Origin of the sequence: Streptomyces sp. NPDC126510, from assembly GCF_040302345.1 — a bacterium.
Classification (GTDB): domain Bacteria; phylum Actinomycetota; class Actinomycetes; order Streptomycetales; family Streptomycetaceae; genus Streptomyces.
Genome location: NZ_JBEORR010000003.1, coordinates 144473 through 163309, shown reverse-complemented (window position 1 = coordinate 163309; position 18837 = coordinate 144473). Strand labels below are relative to the sequence as shown.

General features: G+C 71.2%; 16 protein-coding genes. 3 read left to right on the top strand and 13 right to left on the bottom strand.

The annotated features are described in order from the left end of the window. Positions 1-8: 8 nt before the first annotated feature. From ABTX60_RS04690 to ABTX60_RS04680, 3 genes are all read right to left on the bottom strand, one after another. Positions 9-770, bottom strand: coding sequence for an SDR family oxidoreductase (locus ABTX60_RS04690; protein WP_352095605.1), 762 nt, complete (start codon positions 768-770; stop codon positions 9-11). A 130-nt stretch (positions 771-900) separates the two neighbouring features. Further along, positions 901-1284, bottom strand: a complete 384-nt coding sequence (locus tag ABTX60_RS04685; protein WP_352095604.1) for a VOC family protein — start codon at positions 1282-1284, stop codon at positions 901-903. Between the two features lie 147 nt (positions 1285-1431). Next, positions 1432-2472 (bottom strand): NAD(P)-dependent alcohol dehydrogenase, encoded by a 1041-nt coding sequence (locus tag ABTX60_RS04680; RefSeq protein ID WP_352095603.1) that lies wholly within the window; start codon positions 2470-2472, stop codon positions 1432-1434. 181 nt (positions 2473-2653) lie between these two features. Between ABTX60_RS04680 and ABTX60_RS04675 the strand changes: the two genes are divergently transcribed. Then, positions 2654-3568 carry a helix-turn-helix domain-containing protein gene (locus ABTX60_RS04675; protein WP_352095602.1) on the top strand — a complete coding sequence of 305 codons (915 nt, stop codon included), beginning with the start codon at positions 2654-2656 and terminating at the stop codon, positions 3566-3568. A gap of 13 nt (positions 3569-3581) precedes the next feature. On the opposite strand, the gene ABTX60_RS04670 is transcribed toward ABTX60_RS04675, so the two are convergent. The 6 genes from ABTX60_RS04670 to ABTX60_RS04645 form a co-directional block, all read right to left on the bottom strand. After that, complete coding sequence (locus tag ABTX60_RS04670; RefSeq protein WP_352095601.1) at positions 3582-4094, bottom strand: hypothetical protein; 513 nt, start codon at positions 4092-4094, stop codon at positions 3582-3584. Between the two features lie 93 nt (positions 4095-4187). Further along, a complete protein-coding gene (locus ABTX60_RS04665; protein WP_502992279.1) occupies positions 4188-7442 on the bottom strand; it encodes a S8 family serine peptidase in 3255 nt (1084 codons plus the stop codon). A 267-nt stretch (positions 7443-7709) separates the two neighbouring features. Then, positions 7710-8393 carry an ABC transporter ATP-binding protein gene (locus ABTX60_RS04660; RefSeq protein ID WP_352095600.1) on the bottom strand — a complete coding sequence of 228 codons (684 nt, stop codon included), beginning with the start codon at positions 8391-8393 and terminating at the stop codon, positions 7710-7712. Between the two features lie 102 nt (positions 8394-8495). After that, positions 8496-9947 (bottom strand): ABC transporter permease, encoded by a 1452-nt coding sequence (locus tag ABTX60_RS04655; RefSeq protein ID WP_352095599.1) that lies wholly within the window; start codon positions 9945-9947, stop codon positions 8496-8498. A gap of 144 nt (positions 9948-10091) precedes the next feature. Next, entirely contained in the window at positions 10092-11339 is a 1248-nt protein-coding gene (locus tag ABTX60_RS04650) for a L,D-transpeptidase (protein ID WP_352095598.1), read from the bottom strand. A 280-nt stretch (positions 11340-11619) separates the two neighbouring features. Further along, the gene (locus tag ABTX60_RS04645) at positions 11620-11949 is read right to left on the bottom strand and encodes a hypothetical protein (RefSeq protein ID WP_352095597.1); all 330 of its coding nucleotides are present in this window, start codon (positions 11947-11949) and stop codon (positions 11620-11622) included. 109 nt (positions 11950-12058) lie between these two features. Here ABTX60_RS04645 and ABTX60_RS04640 point away from each other — a divergent pair, with 109 nt between their 5' ends. Then, a complete protein-coding gene (locus tag ABTX60_RS04640; protein WP_352095596.1) occupies positions 12059-12373 on the top strand; it encodes a hypothetical protein in 315 nt (104 codons plus the stop codon). Positions 12374-12420: 47 nt separating this feature from the next. Here ABTX60_RS04640 and hutH read toward each other — a convergent pair whose 3' ends face one another. From hutH to ABTX60_RS04625, 3 genes are all read right to left on the bottom strand, one after another. Beyond that, the gene (gene hutH / locus ABTX60_RS04635; RefSeq protein ID WP_352095806.1) at positions 12421-13959 is read right to left on the bottom strand and encodes a histidine ammonia-lyase; all 1539 of its coding nucleotides are present in this window, start codon (positions 13957-13959) and stop codon (positions 12421-12423) included. A gap of 308 nt (positions 13960-14267) precedes the next feature. Further along, positions 14268-15416, bottom strand: coding sequence for a GGDEF domain-containing protein (locus tag ABTX60_RS04630; protein WP_352095595.1), 1149 nt, complete (start codon positions 15414-15416; stop codon positions 14268-14270). A 226-nt stretch (positions 15417-15642) separates the two neighbouring features. Further along, positions 15643-16443, bottom strand: a complete 801-nt coding sequence (locus ABTX60_RS04625) for an enoyl-CoA hydratase/isomerase family protein (protein ID WP_352095594.1) — start codon at positions 16441-16443, stop codon at positions 15643-15645. A 232-nt stretch (positions 16444-16675) separates the two neighbouring features. Between ABTX60_RS04625 and ABTX60_RS04620 the strand changes: the two genes are divergently transcribed. Then, a complete protein-coding gene (locus ABTX60_RS04620; protein ID WP_352095593.1) occupies positions 16676-17548 on the top strand; it encodes a hypothetical protein in 873 nt (290 codons plus the stop codon). Between the two features lie 101 nt (positions 17549-17649). Here the strand turns inward: ABTX60_RS04620 and ABTX60_RS04615 are convergent, their stop codons facing one another. Beyond that, positions 17650-18756 carry an adenylate/guanylate cyclase domain-containing protein gene (locus ABTX60_RS04615; RefSeq protein ID WP_352095592.1) on the bottom strand — a complete coding sequence of 369 codons (1107 nt, stop codon included), beginning with the start codon at positions 18754-18756 and terminating at the stop codon, positions 17650-17652. Positions 18757-18837: the final 81 nt, after the last annotated feature.

Genomic DNA, 18837 nt, shown 5'->3' with positions numbered 1-18837 from the left:
GAAGCGCCCTAGCCCAGCCTCTCCGCCAGGAACTCCTCCCACGTCCGCTTCCCCGCCTCCGCCCCCGCCGGCGCCAGGTTCTCCCCCGCCCGGTACGCGCGCCCCGCCTTCCCGGGGACGCGCACCGGCAGCATCGGGCGGCGCCTGCCGCGCAGGCAGAGGTAGGGGCGGGCCAGGGCGGCGAGGTCGTACAGGTGCGGCCCGGCCAGATCCGGGACCAGGCCGGAGGGGGCGCCGAGGGTCAGCTCCGCGAGGCGGGCGGCGACCTCGCGGGAGTCGACCGGCTGGAGCCGGAGGCCACCGGGGACCGGGAAGACCGGCAGCTTCGCCATCTTCTCGACCATGGTCAGCGTGAGGTCGTGGAACTGGGCCGCGCGCAGGGTCGTCCACGGGATGCCCGACTCGGCGACAGCCCGCTCCGACTCCAGCTTCGTCCGCATCCAGGCCAGCGGGATCCGGTCGGCGCCGATGACCGAGACGTAGACCAGGTGCCGTACGCCGGCCCGGGCCGCGGCTGCCACCAGAGTGCGGGTCGCCTGGTCGTCGCCCTTGGGGCCACCGGCCAGGTGCAGCACCGTCTCGGCACCCTGGACGGCGGCCTCGACGCCGTCGCCCTTCAGCAGGTCCCCGGTGACGTACTCGACGCCGTCCGCGGCGGGTCGGGCGCTCCGGGTGAGGATCCGCACGTCGTGGCCGGACGCGCGCAGCAGCGGGACGACGTGGGCTCCGAGGGTGCCCGTGCCACCGGTGACCAGGATCGGTGATGTCATGACTGCTCCCCAGCTCTTCGTCAGCTTCGTCAGCGCTCCGTCGGCGCTGCCGGGTGTGTCGCCTTCGCCGGTATGACGGGCGGGGCCGCGACGATGTGACGAGCGGGGGCGGGGGCGGGCTGCGGGCGGTTCAGCCGCCGCTGCCGTAGGGCCTCGTGATGATCTCCAGGCGGTGGCCGTCGGGGTCGTCGAAGTAGGCCCCGCGACCGCCGTCGTTGTGGTTGATCTCCCCGGGGCGGCTGTGGAACGGGTCCGCCCAGTAGGTCAGGCCGGCCTCCTGGATGCGGCCGAAGATCTCGTCGAACTCGTCCTCCGAGACGAGGAAGGCGTAGTGCTGCGGCGTGATGGCGCCGGGGCTGTCCATGAAGTCGAGCGTCACCCCGTTGGGGATCTCGACCGGGAGGAAAGGCCCGTAGGGCGGGCTCACGTCGAGCCCCAGGAGCCCGGCCAGAAACCGGGCCGATGCGCGCTTGTCGTGGGCGACGACGATGGTGTGGTTCAGCTGCACGGTCATGACGGGCCTCCCCTGACGTACCCGGCGAACCCCTGCGGTGCACTCCCCCACGGGTACCCCGCGTGCGGCCCGCCGTGCATCAGGAAAGCCCTGAGGGCCCCGGCACACGGCCGGGGCCCTCAGGGCTGCCGCACACCGGGTCCGAGGTCAGATCGTCGCCGTGTCGATCACGAACCGGTAGCGCACGTCGCTGGCCTGGACCCGCTCGTACGCCTCGTTGATCTGGTCGCCGCGGATCAGCTCGATCTCGGCGCCGAGGCCGTGCTCGGCGCAGAAGTCCAGCATCTCCTGCGTCTCGGCGATACCGCCGATCATGGAACCGGCGAGGGTCTTGCCGCCGCCGATCACCGAGAAGAGGTTGAGGGAGACGGGCTCCTCGGGGGCGCCGACGTTGGCCAGCGTGCCCTCGGTCTTCAGCAGGGACAGGTAGGCGTTGAAGTCCAGCGGGGCGGACACCGTGGACACGATCAGGTCGAACGTGCCGGCCAGCTCCTCGAAGGTCTTCGGGTCGCTGGTCGCGTAGTAGTGGTCCGCGCCCAGCCGCAGGCCGTCCTCCTGCTTGCGCAGGGACTGCGACAGCACGGTCACCTCGGCGCCGAGCGCGTGGGCGATCTTGACGCCCATGTGGCCGAGGCCGCCCAGGCCGACGATCGCGACCTTCCTGCCGGGGCCGGCGCCGAAGCGGCGGAGCGGGGAGTAGAGGGTGATGCCGGCGCACAGCAGCGGCGCGGCGACGTCGAGGGAGAGGCCGTCGGGGATGCGGACGACGAAGTTCTCGTCGACGACGACGTTCTGCGCGTAGCCGCCGTAGGTGGGCTCGCCGTCGTGGCCGATTCCGTTGTACGTCGGGACGTTGCCCTTGACGCAGTACTGCTCGCGTCCGTCCTTGCAGTTCTCGCACTCGCGGCAGGAGTCGACCATGCAGCCGACGCCCACACGGTCACCGACGGCGAACTTCGTGACGCCCGGGCCGACCGCGGAGACGACACCGGCTATCTCGTGGCCGGGGACCATCGGGAAGATCGCCTCACCCCAGCCCTCCTGGGCCTGGTGGATGTCGGAGTGGCAGATGCCGGCGAACTTGATGTCGATCAGGACGTCGAACTCGCGGACCTCGCGGCGCTCGATGGTGGTGCGCTCCAGCGGAGCCTTGGGAGCGGGAGCGGCGTACGCAGCAACAGTGGTCATGCCGGGGGTTCTCCTTGCGGGGGTTGTGTGCCCGGCTGCCTTCTGGATCTTCTGGCCGGGCACGATCACCAGCGTGCCCGATTCGAGCCTGCTCACCCAGACCACGGTTTTGCGTACGCACACGGTGCGTACCACTGGCGGGGTCAGGCTCGTGTGCGTACGACCGTGAATACTGGAACGCATGGACGAACAGCCCGAACCCGCACAGACGGCCGGTGGCGGCCTGGACCGGCGTGCCGAGCTCAGCGAGTTCCTGCGCACCCGGCGGGCCCGGCTGAAGCCCGAGGACGTGGGGCTGCCCGACTTCGGACGGCGGCGGGTGCCCGGGCTGCGCCGCGAGGAGCTCGCGCAACTGGCCGGGGTGTCCGTGGCGTACTACACGCGGCTGGAGCAGGGCAACGGCCGCAACGTCTCGGCAGAGGTGCTGGACGCGATCGCGCGCGCCCTGCGGCTGAGCGACGCCGAGCACGCGCACCTGACGCATCTGGCGAAGCCGAAGCAGCACAAGAAGAAGCCGGTGGCACGCAACCAGCAGGTGCGGCCCACGCTGCGGCATCTGCTGGACTCGATCGAGAGCGTCCCGGCGTACATCGTCGGACGCCGCTCCGACATCCTGGCCTGGAACCGGATGGCGTCGGCCCTCTTCGGCGACTGGTCGGAGGTGCCGGCCCAGGAGCGGAACTGGGCGCGGATGGTGTTCCTGCGGCCGGAGTACCGCGAGTTGTACCTGGAGTGGGAGCAGAAGGCGGCGGACATGGTCGGCTACCTGCGCATGGACGCGGGCTGCCACCCGGACGACCCGCGGCTGTCGGCGCTGGTGGGTGAACTGTCGGTGAAGAGCGAGGACTTCCGCCGCCTGTGGGCCGCCCACAACGTCAAGGAGAAGAGCTACGGCGTCAAGCGCATGCGCCACCCCCTGGTCGGCGACATGACCCTCTCCTTCGAGACGTTCCGCCTGGTCGACGACGCGGAGCAGTCCCTGGTCACCTACCACGCGGACCCGGACACCCCGTCGGCGGAGGCTCTGCGGCTGCTGGCGAGCTGGGGGGCGGACGCGACCCGCTCCGGGGCCAGGGCTTCGACGCCGTCGGAGTGAGCGGGCCGACGTCTCAGTCCGGTACGCCGAGGTCCTCCCGCATCAGCCTCCGCATCGCGGACAGCCTCGGCTCGGCCTCCTTCAGCTCGCGAAGAGCCGCCTGCGCGCTTTCGCCGTCCCGGGCCACGCCCCGGTCGAGCCGCTTGACCGCGGCGTCGATGCCCGCGAGGACCTCGTTCACGGACCGTGAGGCATCGAGGATGCGCTCCGGCACGATCATCTGGGCCTCGGCGTACCGGTCCCGGTAGTCGCGCCGGGTCTCTTCGAGCTGGTCGCGCTCGGCATCGCCGTACACCCCGTCGCGGAGGCGGTGCAGGGCGTCCTTCAACAGCGTGTGGAACTGACGTGAGGCCCTGTTCATCGCCGTGTACGCGTCCCTGCGCTCCTCGAAGCGCCGCCGCCGCTCCTCGGCCCGGGTCTCCTCGTCCCGCTGCCGGGCGGAGAGCCGCTGGCCGAGCACCGGCGCGAAGAGCGTGCCGAGGACGCCCACCACGGCGGTGATCATGGCGGTCACTGCGGCGGTCATGCGAGGACCCTACTGACGAGACGGGCCCGCCGGAAGCCGAAGCTCCCGGCGGGCCGTCAACGCGCCTGCGTCACTGCTTGCTTGCCACGCGTGCTACTTGCCGTAGTACGCGTTGTAGATCGAGATCGTCGACTTGTTGCCCTTCTTGTCGGCGATCTTGGCGTGGAAGGAGATGCCCTTGCCCTTCGCCGGGTTCTTGACGCTCACCTTGCCGTCCTTGACGGTGAGCTTCTTCCAGGTCTTGCCGTAGTCGTACGAGACGTACACCGACAGCGACTTCAGGTTGCTGCCCTTGGCCGCGCCCTCGACGGTGACCGGGACCTTGACGGTCTTGTCGGCCGGGGCCTTGCTGCCCAGATCCGTGGTCGCGAGGAAGCGGGCCGTGGAGACGGGCAGCTTGGTGATGGAGTCGGCCTTCTTCGAGCGGAACGTCCAGCTCGCGTCGACACGGGTGGAGGCCGCCGCGACCTTGACGCTGCGCTTGACCGACGTCGTCAGCTTGTACTCGGCGTCACCGGCCGGGACCTTGAACTGCTTCTCGCCGAACAGCGGGTCGTCGTTGCTGCCGACCTTGGTGCCGTTGCGGTAGAGGGTCGTGTTCACCGCGGAGAACTTCGAGTAGCCCACGTTGCCCTTGCCGTCGGCGAACAGCGGCAGGGAACCGTAGATCTGGTTGCCCTCACGGATGACCCCGAAGTCGCCGGTCAGGCGCGGACCGAAGACGGCCGTGTTGACGGTCTTGGAGTAGCTCTTGCCGGCGGCGAACTTGTGCGTGCCCATCTCGTAGGCGGCCTCGTCGACCGGGAAGCCGTCCGCGTCCACGCCGCCGGCCTGGTTGAACTCGAGCTGCCACCGCACGCCGCCCTGGGCGGACAGGTGCAGCGTCCGGGTCCCGGGCAGGGTCTGCGGGATGCCGATCGAGGAGGCGCTGGAGCTCCACGGCATCCAGCCCACCGCGTTGATCGCGCCCTTCTTGCCGCTCGCCGAGGCGCCGAGGCCGGCCTTCACCGTGGCGAGCTCGCTCGCCTTGTAGTGCTTGGTGAAACCGGTGGCGAGCTGCTTGACCGGGCCGCCGGCGATGACGTCGTACTCCTCCTTGTCGCCCTTGGACCAGTGGCCGTCCCACTGCTGGGTCACCGAACCGTCGGTGATCTGCGGGCCGACGTGGGCGCTGCGGAACTTGTCGTAGGAGTCCAGCCACCAGCCGAAGCCGTAGCTGGTGTCATCGGTCTCCACCGTGTAGTCGGCCGAGGCGAACTCCGACGTGACGCCCGTGGCCGGGACGGTGATGTCCACCGGCTTGGCCTTGCGGGCGTCCAGCGTGACCGTCGTGTTCTTGGTGAGGTTCAGCTTGGGCTGGGCGAGCCAGTCGACACCCTCGAACGTCTGCGGGTCGTCGCCCACGAAGACGCTCGTGTTGAGGATGTAGGTGCCCTTGGGAAGGCGGGCGGTGACCGTGCCGTCCTCGTCGTACGGCATGGCCTCCTTGCCCTTGCCCAGGCCGGCGATGCCGGTCAGGTCGGCGCTGTAGTTCTTCGCCGCCTTGCCGTCACGGTCGAGGAACTTCAGCGTCACGTCGTACGACTCGACCTCGCGCTGCACCGCCGCCGCCGTGCGGACGGTCTGGCCGTCGCCCGTCGCCGTCACGTACGCCGAGTACGCGCCGTCGACCGTGCCGCCCAGCTTGGTGTCGACGGTGAACGGCACGGAGGCCTTGCCGCCGGCCGGGACCGTCACCGAGGTGGCGCCGAGCTTGAAGAAGCCGGCCGGGACGGCCTGGCCCTTCGGGTTGGTGGCCGTCGACGCGAGCTTCAGCGTGACGTCCTTCGTACCGAGGTTGCGGTACGTCAGCTCCTTGGTGACCGGCTTGTCGTCGGTGTGCGGCCACTGCTGCACACCGAAGCTCACCGAGGCGGGATCGGCGATCACGGACTGCGTGATGGCCTTGTCGACCTGGATCCGGCCCGAACCCTGCTGGAACGGGGTGTACTTGCCGCCCTTGGTGGAGCCGGTGAGGGCGCCCTTCAACTCGGCGTACTTCCAGTCCGGGTGCTGCTGCTTGAGGATGGCCGCCGCGCCCGCCACATGCGGGGTCGCCATCGACGTACCGGAGATCGTCATGTAACCGGCCGGCTTCTCGCCGACCTCCTGGGCTATCTGGTTGCCCGGGGCGGAGGCCGCGGTGATGTCCACGCCGGGCGCGGTCACGTCGGGCTTGAGGGCGCCGTCCATGCCGGGGCCGCGGCTGGAGAAGTCGGCGAGCTTGTCCTTGTCGTCGACCGCGCCGACGGTCAGGGCCGCGGCGGCGCTGCCCGGGGAGCCGATGGTCTGCTCGCCGAAGTCGCCCTCGTTGCCGGCCGCGATGGCGAACAGGACGCCCTTCTCCTCGGAGAGCTTGTTCACCGCCGCTTCCATCGGGTCGACGGCGGGCGTGTCGCCGCCGCCCAGGCTCATGTTGATGACGTCGGCGCCCTCGGCGGCTGCCCACTCCATGCCGGCGACGATCTCGGAGTCGCTGCCGAAGCCGCCGTCGTCGAGGACCTTGCCGTTGAGGATCTTCGCGCCGGGCGCGACGCCCTTGTACTTGCCGCCGGACTTCTTGCCGGTGCCGGCCGCGATGGAGGCGACGTGCGTACCGTGGCCGACCTTGTCGGAGGTGTCGGGCGTGGTGGTGAAGTTCTTGGCGCCGATCACCTGCCCCTTGAGGTCGTCGTGGGTGGCGTCGACACCGGTGTCCAGGACGGCGATCTTGACGCCCTTGCCGTCGAAGCCCGCCGACCACGCCTTGGGCGCGCCGATCTGCGGGACGGACTTGTCGAGGCTGGCCTTGCGGACGCCGTCGAGCCAGACGTGCGCGATCCCGGCGGCGGTCTTCTCGCCGTTGGTGACCGCATCCCAGAGTTCGGGGGTGTCCTTCTGCGGTGTCTGCACCGCGTCCGCGTTCACGGTCTTCAGCGTGCGGCTCAGGGTGCCGGCGTCACGCACGTCGGCCTTGGTGGCCGCGGCACTGCCCTGGTAGCCGACGATGACCTTCAGGCCCTTTTTCTGGGCCTTGCGCGTCGCGGACTTGTTCAGCTCGGTGACGTCGAAGAGCCGCTGGTCGAGCTTGCCCGTGGCGACCAGGCGTGCGGCGTCGGCCGGGATGACGAGGGTGTGGCCGTCGACCTTGCGGATCTGGGCGGGTACGTTCTCACGGCCCTTGGCGTGCTCCAGGCCGATGACACGGCCCTTGGCGTCCAGGACGACCCGGTCGCCGGTGATCAGTGTGATGCGGTGCTTGGCGGTCAGGGACGCCGGCTTGGCGGCCGCTGCCGCCTGTTCGCCGTTGGCCGACGCCGGGCTGGTCATGCCCGCCGCCAGGGCCACGGCGGCCGCTGTGGCGACCGTGGCCGCGCATGCCCTTTTCACTTGTCTGTGCAAGTTTCCCCCTTGCAGAAGAACCGGGCGAATTCCCCGTTCACCCGGCCGGGGGTGGTCTCGTACGCATGCACGTACACCCCCCGGAATACGCAGTATGCCGAGGGGTGATCAGGTGCTCAATAGATGAGAGGAAGGTAAGAAATCCGTCGGCCGACTGTTACACGGCCGTCGGAACTCCGTTACAGGGTCGCGTGGTTACGCACGCGCGTTCTCCTTGACAGTGATCCGGCCCTTGCGGATCGTCGCCAGGCGCGGTGCCTTCTGCGCTATCGCCGAGTCGTGGGTGACCATCACGAAGGTGAGACCGAGCTCCTCCCACATGCGTTCGAGCACGTCCATGATCTCGTCGCGCATGGATTCGTCGAGATTTCCGGTGGGTTCGTCGGCGAGGAGCACCTTCGGCTGTTTCACCAGGGCCCGGGCGATGGCCACGCGCTGTTGCTGGCCGCCGGACATTTCGCCGGGCAGATGGGCGAGGCGCTCGCCGAGGCCGACCGACTTCAGTGCCTCGGCGGCTTGTTCGCGCCGCTGTTTCGGTTTCACGCCGAGGGGGACGAGGGCGGTCTCCACGTTTTCCTGCGCGGTGAGCGTCGGGATGAGGTTGAAGGACTGGAAGACGAAGCCGATGCTTTCGCTCCTGACCCGGGTCAGTCGCGCCTCCGGCAGTGCGGCGAGATCGGTGCCGTCCAGGACGACTTGGCCGGAGGTGGGGCGGTCCAGGCCGCCGAGCATCTGAAGCAGGGTGGATTTGCCGCCGCCGGTGGGGCCTTGAATGACCAGCCGGTCGCCGTCGGGGATGGTGAGGTCGATGCCGTCGAGGGCTTGGACGGTGTCTTTGGAACGGGTGTAGTGCTTGGTGACAGCTCTTAGTTCGTACATGGCTGGGCTCCTGGATCGTCTTTCGGGTGCGTGTCGTGGGGGCTGGTCGCGCTCACGCGGCGGAGCCGCGCATCGGTACGGCCCCGCCTCCTGGATGGGCCACTACTCGACTCGGCGTAGTGCATCCGCGGGCCGGAGTCGCGAAGCCCTCCAGCCTCCGAAAGCACCGGCGATCAAGCCGCCCGCGACGGCGAGGCCCACCGCGAGCACGATCGTCGTCAGGGCGACCGGTGCGGTGAGGGCGACGTCGAGGGTCCTCCCCGCCGTCTCACGGCCGGGACCGCCTCTGAAGCCCCCGAAGCCGCCGCCACCGGCCCCACCCCCGCCCAACTGCGCCTGCAGCGTGGGACTGACGGCTGTCACGGCGTACGCTCCCGCCAGTCCCAGCGCGATCCCCAGCGCTCCGCCCACCAGGCCGTTGACGACCGCCTCTCCGACCACCTGCCGGGTCACCCGGCTCGACTTCCAGCCCAGCGCCTTGAGCGTGCCGAACTCGCGGACCCGCCGGGAGACCGCCGAGGACGTCAGCAGGCCCGCCACGAGGAACGCGGCCACGAGTACCGCGATCGAGAGCCACTTGCCGACACTCGCGGCGAGGGAGGAAGCCGTGGACAGGGAGCCGGAGACGGTGTCGGCGAGGTCGGCGGAGGTGGTGACCGTCGTGCCCGGGATGTTCTTCCGGATCTCCGACTTGACGCCGGCGATCCGCTGGGAATCGGTGGCCTTGACGTAGATCGTGGTGACCTCGTCCTTGGCGCCGGCCAGCGTCTGAGCCTGCTTCAGCGGGACGTAGAGGTTCGCGGCCGCGTCCCCGCTGTCGGCCGTGGCGATGCCGATCACCTTGAAGGTGCTGCCCTTGATGGTGACCGTGGAGCCGGCCTTGAGCTTCTTCTCCTTGGCGTACGCCGAGTCCGCGACGGCGACCTTCGCGTCCGTCTCGGCCGTCGTGAACGTACGGCCGCTGGTGATCTTCGAGGAGGTCAGCGGGCCGAGGGCCGGTTTGGTGACGTCGGTGCCGTAGACCGAGTAGTTGTTGACGTCGAAGTCGGCGCCACCGCCCTGGACCCGGCCCTGCGGCGAGGGCAGGGCCCCGCCCCGGCCGCGGCCCTGCTCACCGCCGCTCCCGCCCTGCTCGAACCGGCCCCGCGTGAACGCACCGCTGACCTTGACGACCTGGAGGCTCAGCCCGCCCACGGCGTCGGCGACGCCGCTCTGCGTGTCGACCTTGCCCACGGTCGAACTCGCCAGCGTCTCGAAACCCCGCACCATGACGCGGTCGCTGCTCTGCTCACCGGTCGAGCCGTCGTCCTGGGCGTCGAACTTGAAGCGCGGCCGCTCGGAGCTGCTCGCGGCGGGTGCCGCGGCCTTGGTGACGGTCATGTCCGTGCCGAGCCCGTACAGCGACTGGAGGACCTTGTCCTGCGCCCTGCCCATACCGGCGGACATGGACGTCACGACGATGACCAGCGCGATACCCAGCGCCAGTCCGGAGGCGACGACGAGGGCCGCCTTTCTGCGGCGGCGCAACTCGCGCCTCAGATAGGTGAAGAACATGGCCGCAAGCTAGGGGCGGTCTGTGATGAGGGCTTGAGCCACGCATAAGAGGTGGATGAGAACAGCCGGAAAGGCCACCGCCCACCCCGGACGAGGGGTGGGCGGCGGCCTTTCGTCAGCCGAACGGTGAGAATCGACGCGCCGTCAGACCGCCGAGCCGGCCTTCCAGTCGGCCCAGCTCATGTTCCAGCCGTTGAGGCCGTTGTCCGGCGCGACCGTCTTGTCGCCGGTGTTCTCGACGACCACCACGTCACCGAGCATCGAGTTCTTGAAGAACCACGCGCCCGGGGTGTTCGGGTCGTTGGCGCCCTTGGCGTCCTGGAGGCCGACGCAGCCGTGGCTGGTGTTCACGCTGCCGAAGATGGACTTCGCGCCCCAGTAGTTGCCGTGGATGAACGTGCCGGAGCTGGAGAGGCGGATGGCGTGCGGCACGTCCTTGATGTCGTACTCGCCCTTGCCGTCGTCGTCCGTGAAGCCCACGGTCGCGCCGTTCATGCGCGTCTCCTTGAACTTCTCGGACATCACCATGATGCCCTCGTAGGTCTTGTTCTCGGGCGAGCCGGCGGAGATCGGGATCTTGCGGACGACCTTGCCGTCCTGCGTGATCTTCATCTGCTTGGTCTTCGCGTCGACGTACGAGACCTGGTTGCGGCCGATCTTGAAGGTGACCGTCTTCTGCTGGACGCCGAAGACGCCCTTGGCTCCCTCGACACCGTCGAGCGCGAGCTTCAGCGTGACGGTGGAGCCTTCCTTCCAGTAGTCCTCGGGCCTGCAGTCCATGCGGTTGGCGCTGAACCAGTGGCAGGCGACCTCCTGGCCGCCGGTCGTGCTGACCTTGATGCCCTTCTGGACCGCGGCCTTGTTGGTGATCGCCTTGTCGAAGTTGATCGACACCGGCATGCCGACGCCCACGGTGGTGCCGTCGTCCGGCGTGAAGTTGCCGATGAAGCTGTTGGCCGGGGAGACCGTGGTGAACGAGGCGTTCTCATGGGCGACGCGACCGTCGGAGTCCTTCGCCTCGGCCGCCAGCTTGTAGGTGGTGGACCGCTCCAGCTGCGTGCTGGGCTTCCAGCTCTTCTTGTCCGCGGATATCTGGCCGCTGACCTCGTTGCCCTCGTTCGTCGTCATCTTCACGTCCGTGAGCGTCCCCTTGCTCACGGTGACGGCGGCGGAGTTGTTGATGGAGGCGTTGTCCGAGCCGTCCTCGGGCGTGATCTTGATCTGGGCCTCGGAGGTCTTCTTCGCCGCAGCCTCGTCGACCTTCGACTGGGAGCTGTCGCCGCCGCCCCCGGAGGCGTCGTCGTCGCCACCCGAACAAGCCGAGAGCACCAGCACTCCGCCGAGCAGTGCGGACGCGACCGTCAGGCCCTTGCGCCGCTTACTGACCGTCATCACACGCTTCTCCATCGTTGCCGATTTCCCCAAAACCCCGAGTGTCCCCGTCACCACCAGTGCCCCGTCACCACTGAGTGCCCCCGCCGGGACTCGTGAGTCCTCATCCGGAACTCTCAACGCTACGGGTGGCTCGTCCGGTTCCCCAGATCGCGCGGGTGTGGGGATCACCACGTCCGTGACGGACGGTGCCGGCGATACGGGTGCGGTCGGTGCGTCGCATGAGACGCCAAAACCCCGGGCGGCGGTTGCCACCCGGGGTCACGAGTTCCCGGACGGTTCAGCCGTCGCCGTCCTCGCCATCATCCTCGTCGAGGTCCCAGTCCGGCGACTCGGGGTCGTAGTCGACCCGCTCACTGCTCCAGGAGGCCTGCTGGAGCTCCACCCCGGGCACCTCGCTGACCAGGTCGAACGGGTCCACGAGGTACGCGAGGGCCTCCGCCGTGTCTTCCGTCACAGCGCTCTCGGCGTGGGCCCGCTCCGCCGCCGGCATCCCTTCCTCGCCCGCGATCCGGCGCAGCGCGGACTTGGTGACCGCGTCCGCGTCGCCGACCTCGAGAACGAGTTCCACCCGAAGCCGTACAAATCGTGATGTCTCTGGTGCGCTCATGGCGGGAGCGTACGTCCAGGTCCTCCCGTGACTTTCCCGTGACCCGCGACTTTCACTAACATCGCCCCACACGGCCAATTCGCCGACGTCACAAGGGGATCGATATTCCGTGTCATCCGCTCGCCGCCCGCTGCTGACCGCCACCGCCGCGGCGTCCCTGCTGGGCGCCATGTGGTTCGTCCCGTCCGCGAACGCGACGCCGGACTCCCCGGTGAGAGACGCGGTCTCGACGAGCCCGTCGCCGCAGGTCACGGAGCAGGCCCGGATCGCGGCCACGACCGCCGACGCCTCCGTCACCGGCGCGCGCCTCGCCGACACCGGCACCTTCGACAGCACGCCGTACGTGATCGGCGGGACCTTCTGCCTGACGCTGGGCGCCGGGTTCGTCGTGTACTCGGTACGCCGGGAACGCCTCGGTTTCTGACGGCCGTTGAGGCGGGGCCCCGCCTCAAGAGCAGGGCCCCGGTTGCCCTACTGGAGCGGCCCGGTGACCTTCTCCACCGCGGCCAGCAGCCGCCCGGCGCGCACGAACGCGTCCGCCGCGGCGAGGTCGGGCGCGAGGAACCGGTCCGGTCCGGCCCCCTCGACTCCTGCCTCCCGTGCGGCGTCGATGGCCGCCCGCGTCGCGGGCGCCGGGGTCAGCCCCTCGCGCAACTCCACCGCGCGCGCGGCGGCGTAGAACTCGATGGCGATCACGCGCGTGAGGTTGTCGACGGCCGTGCGCAGCTTGCGCGCCGCCGACCACCCCATCGAGACGTGGTCCTCCTGCATGGCGGAGGACGGGATCGAGTCGGCCGACGCCGGTACGGCGAGCCGCTTCAGCTCGCTCACCAGCGCGGCCTGCGTGTACTGAGCGATCATCAGGCCCGAGTCCACACCGGCGTCGTCGGCGAGGAACGGCGGCAGGCCGTGGCTGCGGTTCTTGTCGAGCAGCCGGTCGGTGCGCCGCTCGGCGATCGAGCCGAGGTCGGCGGCGGCGACGGCCAGGAAGTCCAGGACGTAGGCGACGGGCGCCCCGTGGAAGTTGCCGTTGGACTCGACCCGGCCGTCGGGCAGGACGACGGGGTTGTCCACGGCGGACGCCAGCTCGCGGTCGGCGACCAGCCGGGCGTGGGCCATGGTGTCCCGGCCTGCGCCGGCGACCTGCGGGGCGCAGCGCACCGAGTAGGCGTCCTGCACGCGCGGGGCGTCGTCCTGGTGGTGCCCGGTCAGACCCGAGCCCTTCAGCACGGCCAGCATGTTGGCGGCGCTGGCGGCCTGGCCGGGGTGCGGCCGGATGGCGTGCAGCTCGGGGGCGAGGACCTTGTCGGTGCCGAGCAGGGCCTCCATGGACAGGGCGGCGGTGACGTCGGCGGACCGGTAGAGCGTGTCCAGGTCGGCCAGGGCCATCACCAGCATGCCGAGCATGCCGTCGGTGCCGTTGAGGAGGGCCAGGCCCTCCTTCTCACGCAGTTCGACCGGCCGGATGCCGTGCGCCGCGAGGAGTTCGGCGGCCGGGCGTACGACACCGTCGGGGCCCTCGGCGTCGCCCTCGCCCATCAGCGCGAGGGCGCAGTGGGACAGCGGCGCGAGGTCGCCGGAGCAGCCGAGGGAGCCGTACTCGTGCACGACCGGGGTGATCCCGGCGTTGAGGAGGTCGGCCATGGTCTGCGCGACCTCGGGGCGTACGCCGGTGTGCCCCGAGCAGACGGTCTTCAGCCGCAGGAACATCAGGGCGCGGACGACTTCGCGCTCCACGGCCGGGCCCATTCCGGCGGCGTGCGAGCGGACGATGTTGCGCTGCAGCTGCGCGCGCAGCTCCGGGCTGATGTGCCGGGTCGCCAGGGCGCCGAAGCCGGTGCTCACGCCGTACACGGGGTCCGGCTTGGCCGCCAGCGCGTCCACGATCTCGCGGGCCGCGGCGAGGGCGGCCACGGCCTCCTCGGAGAGCTCGACGCGGGCGCCGCCGCGCGCCACGGCGAGCACGTCGGACGCCGTCGTCCCGGACGTCCCCACCACCACAGTGTGCATATCCATATTCAGGAGCGTACGCAGTGAATTCGATGATGTCACCACTGGGGGCGGCGTTCACCCCTTACCGAATGCGTCACACCGCCGGGGCCGGAGACGGAGTGCGTTCCGGTGCAGGGCGCGCGAGGCATCGGGGCGCGTGCGGGACTCGGGCGGGATCGGCCGAGTGCGGGGCGTGGGCGGGCTCGGGGGCGGGCGGTGCGGTCGGGATCGGCCGGGTGCGGGGCGTGGGCGGGACCGGGGCGCGGGGAAGCGGGCGGGACCGGGGCGCGGGTCGGGAAGCGGGCGGGGCCGGGGCGCGGGCGGTGTCAGGGCGCGTGTCGGCCCCGGAACCGCCGGCGTTCACCGCCGGCCTCCTGGGACGGCTCGTCGGCGAGCCGCAGGACGGGATCGTCGGGCCCGGCCCGCCCCGCGACGACCGGCCTGACCGCCCGCTCGGCCTTGGCCCGGTACTGGGCGGCGTCGGCGAGCCGGAACAGTCGACGGGCCGAGCGCACCGGCCCGATCGGGTCCTCGGTGGAGGCGACCCCGCAGGCCACCCCGTCCCCGAGCTCCAACTCGGCAGCCCTGCGGCACAGTTCGTTGGCCGCCTTCACGACCTGGTCGGCGGGCGGCCCGACCGCGAGCAGACAGAACTCGTCCCCGCCCAGCCGCGCGGCCAGCGCCCCCGGCAACATGGCCCCGCACAGCGACAGCACCGAACCGAACCGCTCCAGGAGCCGGTCGCCGGCGGCGTGCCCATGGGTGTCGTTGACCCGCTTGAGCCCGTTCAGATCGCAGACGACGAGACTGACCACGGCGTCGTCCCGGCGGTGCCGCTCGATCGCCTGCTCCAGGCGTACGTCCACGGCACGCCGGTTGGCGAGTCCGGTGAGGGAGTCGGTGAAGGCGAGCCGCCGGACCTCCTCCAGCCGCTCGGTCTGGGCGAGGCCGGCCGCCACGACCGAGGCCAGCACGGTGGCGAAGTCGGCGTCGGCCCGCCCGAAGACGGCCTCACCGGCCGGACGGGCGACATACAGCTCGCCCCAGGCCCGCCCGTGCAGCACGATGGGCGCGACCACGCAGCAGCCGCGGCCGCGGCGGCGCAGGGCGGCGACCCGCTGGTGGCAGTACCCCGGCCGTCCGGCGCCGGGCCCCTCGGCGGTCTCCACCCACGCGTCGGGCTCCCCGCCACCGGCCCACTGCTCGTGCAGAAACTCGGTGATCTCCGCGAACTGGTGGACCGGGTAGGCCTCGTCCTCCGGGAACTCCTCCTCCCCCTCGGCCAGCTCGCCCACGTTCACCAGGACCCGCAGCCGCCCGAGCTCGCGCTCCCACACCGACAGCGCGGCGAAACTCCCGCCCAGCGCCCGGCGCGCCCCTGCGGCCGCCGCGCGCCACGCCTCACGTGACCCGTGCGCGGCCGCCATCCCCTGAGCCAACGCGACGACGGCCGCGAGCCGTCTGTCCTCACCCATCACTCCAGGCTAGGGAGTTTTCAGCCAAACCGTTCTCTTGACGGGGCGAACGGGGAGGACGGGGGTTCACAGGAGGTGGGCAGCATTCACAAGGGAGCCGTCCGTGCTGTAGGCGGTCGCGCCGCCGGGCGACTCCGCGGCTCCGGCGATTCCCGGCCACGGAGCTGTCACCTGCCGGAGCGAAGCCGAGACCCCGGGGTCGTGCACCGGGCAACCGGCCCTCGGCTCACTCCCCGGGCCACTGCGGCTTGCGCCGCTCGTTGAAGGCCGCGACGCCCTCCGCCCGGTCACCCGAGAAGGCCGTCGCCCGCCACGCGGCGTCCTCGACCTCCAGCCCGGCCCTCAGGTCCAGCCCCTGCCCGAGCCGCAAGGCCCGCTTCGCGGCCCGCAGGCCCACCGGCGAGTTCCCGGCGATCCGTGCCGCCAGGGTCAGCGCCTCCTCCCGGTCCCGCCCCTCCTCGACCAGCTGATCGACCAGCCCCAACTCGCCCGCCTCGACGGCCTCCACCCGCCGCGCGGAGAAGATCAGCTCGGCCGCCCGGGCCGCCCCGACGCGCCGCGGCAGCAACTGCGTGCCCCCGCCGCCGGGGATCACCCCGACCGACACCTCCGGCAGCCCGACCACCGCCGTCCGGTCCGCCACGATCACGTCGCACGCCAGCGCCAGCTCGAATCCGCCGCCGAGGGCGAACCCGTGGACCGCCGCCACCGTCGGCACCGGCAGCTCCAGCACACCGGTGTACGCCCCCCGCGTCACCGGCCGCTGCCGCAGCAGATCCGCGTCGCTGAAGGAGTTCCGCTCCTTCAGGTCCGCTCCGACACAGAAGGCCCGCTCATGCGTCGAGGTCAGCACGACCGCCCGTACGTCCCGGTCCTCGCCCAGCGCCGCACAGGCCCCGGCGATGGACCGCGCCATCTCCGTCGACACCGCGTTCATGGCCTTGGGCCGGTCGAGGACGAGCTCCGCGACATGCCCCTGCTCATGCCGCCGCACCAGCACGAAGTCCCCGAACCGTTCCTCACTCATGACACCCTCCGGTTAACGCGGGTTAACAAGGTCGACGGTTCGATCATCGCAGCCGCACCCGGCCCGCGAAAGGGCGGACTCGCCCTGCTTCCACCACCCCCCGTCCACCCGTTCGAGTGACATCACCCCAACTGTGGCCCAACCGCCCATGGGAGCGCATAGCGTGCGTTCCCCCACGGCGCGCAGGGGGCGCAGGTGCCGCGGGGAGGGACCGTTTCGGGGAGGGACCGCGATGAAGACGAACACGCCGACGAGGCCGCGAGGGGCCATCAGAGCCGCCACGGCACCGCACCGGCCCGAGCCCGCGCCCCGTCAAGCCACGCCGCCACCGCATCGTCGTGAGTCGCCCGCGCCTCGTGAGGGCATCAGGGCACCTCACCGAAGCGAGGCCTCACCGCACGAGGCCGCCACGCCACCGCGCCGAAGCGAACGGCCCGCGCCCACCGATGCCGCCACGGCACCGCACCGGCGTGAGCTGCACGCGCCCCGCGAGACGGCCCCCGCCGAGACCGGCTTCTTCCACCCCCGTGTCCGAGGGCGCCATCGCAAGCCCCGCCCGCGGGGGGTCCTGATCGCCGCCGGCGGCCTCGCCCTCGCCGCGGGCGCCCTGAGCCTCCTGCGCCTGACCTCCGGCCCGGGCGCCGACACCGGCCCCCTCCAGGCCGAGCCCCGCCGCGATCCGGTCGGCACCGCCACCGACGACGCCTCCGGGGCGGTGGCGGCCTCCCCGGCCGTCCCCGACGCGAGCCCCTCCTCGCCCACGGCCCTCGGCGGCCTGACCCCCTCGCCGGTCACCCAGGGAGCACGCCCCTCCCCGGGCACGACGACCGGCGCCATCACCGCTACGACCGGCGCCCCTGCGACCGGCACGACCGCGGCCCCCGCCGCCACGACCATCCCCGACACGCCGAACCGCCCCAACCCGGCTCCGACGGCCTCACCGGACGGCGACGCCCAGCGCCCGACCCATGCTCCGTCCGCACCACCGAGCCGGACCGCGCCGGCCCCGGCGCCCAAGCCCGAAGAGCCGGAGAAACCGCACGACCCGGGCCTGTGCGTGCCGGTCATCGGCCTCTGCGTGGACTCACCGGCGGGCCTCCCCTGACAACCCGCCGACAACGGGCCCCGGGCACGACGGCAACCGGCCGCGGCACGCCGATCCGCCGACGACGGCCCACGGGGGCACACGCTCCCGACGACGAGCCGCTACGGCGCGCCGTCCCGGCGCGTGAGCAGCCACGGCTCCACGACACCCAGCCCACGCACCGGCCGCTGCCACATCGGCTGCAGACCGAACCGATACGCCGGGGGCTCCTCGCCCTCCTTCTCCGCCGCCACGGCCTCCTCGGCCGCCTCCGCCTCCGAGGCCGGGGCGTCCTGCGTACGGATCAGCTCCTCGGCGAAGGCGGTGTCCACGAGTACGGCGTCCTTCGGCGCTATCGACGTGAGCCGGGAGGCCAGGTTCACAGTCGTACCGAACACATCACCCATTCGGGTGGTCACCGTGCCGAACGCCATGCCGACGCGCAGCTCCGGCATCGTCTCGTCGTGCGCCATGGTCTCGATCAGCCGCAGGGCGATCTCGGCAGCCGTGCCCGCGTCGTCCGCGGCGTAGAGCACCTCGTCGCCGAGGGTCTTGATCAGCCGGCCGCCGTTCGCGGCCACCAGGTCGGCGGCCGTGGTCTCGAAGGCCTCGACCAGCTCGCCGAGCTCCTCCTCCTCCATGCGGCGGGTCAGCCGCGTGAACCCGACCAGGTCGGCGAAGCCGACGGCCAGGCGCCGGTCGACCATCTCCTCGTCGTCGGCCGCCTGCACGACCCGCCCCGCCGATGCGGCGAGCTGGCGGCGCCAGACGTAGACCAGGAACTCCTCCAGCTCGGGCAGGAGCAGCTCGACGATCGGGTACGTCACCTCGGTGCGGGTCATGCCCGGCTCGGGCGGCTCGGTCAGCCCTTCCAGGAAGGAGTCGATCTGCCACTCGGCGAGCCGCGCGGTGGTCTGCCCCGTCGACCGGGCCACCTGTACGGCCATGGCCTCGCTCAGCAGCCCCGCCTCGACGAGACCGGCCAGGCGCCGCAGCGCGAGGACGTCGGCCTCGGTGAGGGCCTTGGCCTGGCCGATGTCGGCGAAGCCCATGGCCCGCCAGAAGCGGGAGGCCAGTTCCATGGAGACACCGGCGCTGCGGGCCGCCTGAAACGGGGTATAGCGGCGCTCGGCGCCCAGGATGAGCCCTTCGAGGCGCAGGGCGAGCGGATCCTCGCCGGAGTCGGCGCCCTGCGCGTCCTCGCCGGAACCCGAGTCGTCGACGGTCACGCGTGTTGCCCTTCCGATCTGTCACGGTCATGTATCGACCGGCCTCAACTCTACGGCAGGTGTGCGCCAGCTCACTCCGTG

Coding starts and splice junctions, on each gene's coding strand:
- ABTX60_RS04620 (WP_352095593.1), top strand. CDS start 16,676: ATGAAGACGAACACGCCGACGAGGCCGCGAGGGGCCATCAGAGCCGCC.
- ABTX60_RS04660 (WP_352095600.1), bottom strand. CDS start 8,393: ATGTACGAACTAAGAGCTGTCACCAAGCACTACACCCGTTCCAAAGAC.
- ABTX60_RS04650 (WP_352095598.1), bottom strand. CDS start 11,339: ATGACGGTCAGTAAGCGGCGCAAGGGCCTGACGGTCGCGTCCGCACTG.
- ABTX60_RS04680 (WP_352095603.1), bottom strand. CDS start 2,472: ATGACCACTGTTGCTGCGTACGCCGCTCCCGCTCCCAAGGCTCCGCTG.
- ABTX60_RS04645 (WP_352095597.1), bottom strand. CDS start 11,949: ATGAGCGCACCAGAGACATCACGATTTGTACGGCTTCGGGTGGAACTC.
- ABTX60_RS04665 (WP_502992279.1), bottom strand. CDS start 7,442: ATGACCAGCCCGGCGTCGGCCAACGGCGAACAGGCGGCAGCGGCCGCC.
- ABTX60_RS04655 (WP_352095599.1), bottom strand. CDS start 9,947: ATGTTCTTCACCTATCTGAGGCGCGAGTTGCGCCGCCGCAGAAAGGCG.
- ABTX60_RS04630 (WP_352095595.1), bottom strand. CDS start 15,416: ATGGGTGAGGACAGACGGCTCGCGGCCGTCGTCGCGTTGGCTCAGGGG.
- ABTX60_RS04690 (WP_352095605.1), bottom strand. CDS start 770: ATGACATCACCGATCCTGGTCACCGGTGGCACGGGCACCCTCGGAGCC.
- ABTX60_RS04675 (WP_352095602.1), top strand. CDS start 2,654: ATGGACGAACAGCCCGAACCCGCACAGACGGCCGGTGGCGGCCTGGAC.
- ABTX60_RS04685 (WP_352095604.1), bottom strand. CDS start 1,284: ATGACCGTGCAGCTGAACCACACCATCGTCGTCGCCCACGACAAGCGC.
- hutH (WP_352095806.1), bottom strand. CDS start 13,959: ATGCACACTGTGGTGGTGGGGACGTCCGGGACGACGGCGTCCGACGTG.
- ABTX60_RS04625 (WP_352095594.1), bottom strand. CDS start 16,443: ATGAGTGAGGAACGGTTCGGGGACTTCGTGCTGGTGCGGCGGCATGAG.
- ABTX60_RS04670 (WP_352095601.1), bottom strand. CDS start 4,094: ATGACCGCCGCAGTGACCGCCATGATCACCGCCGTGGTGGGCGTCCTC.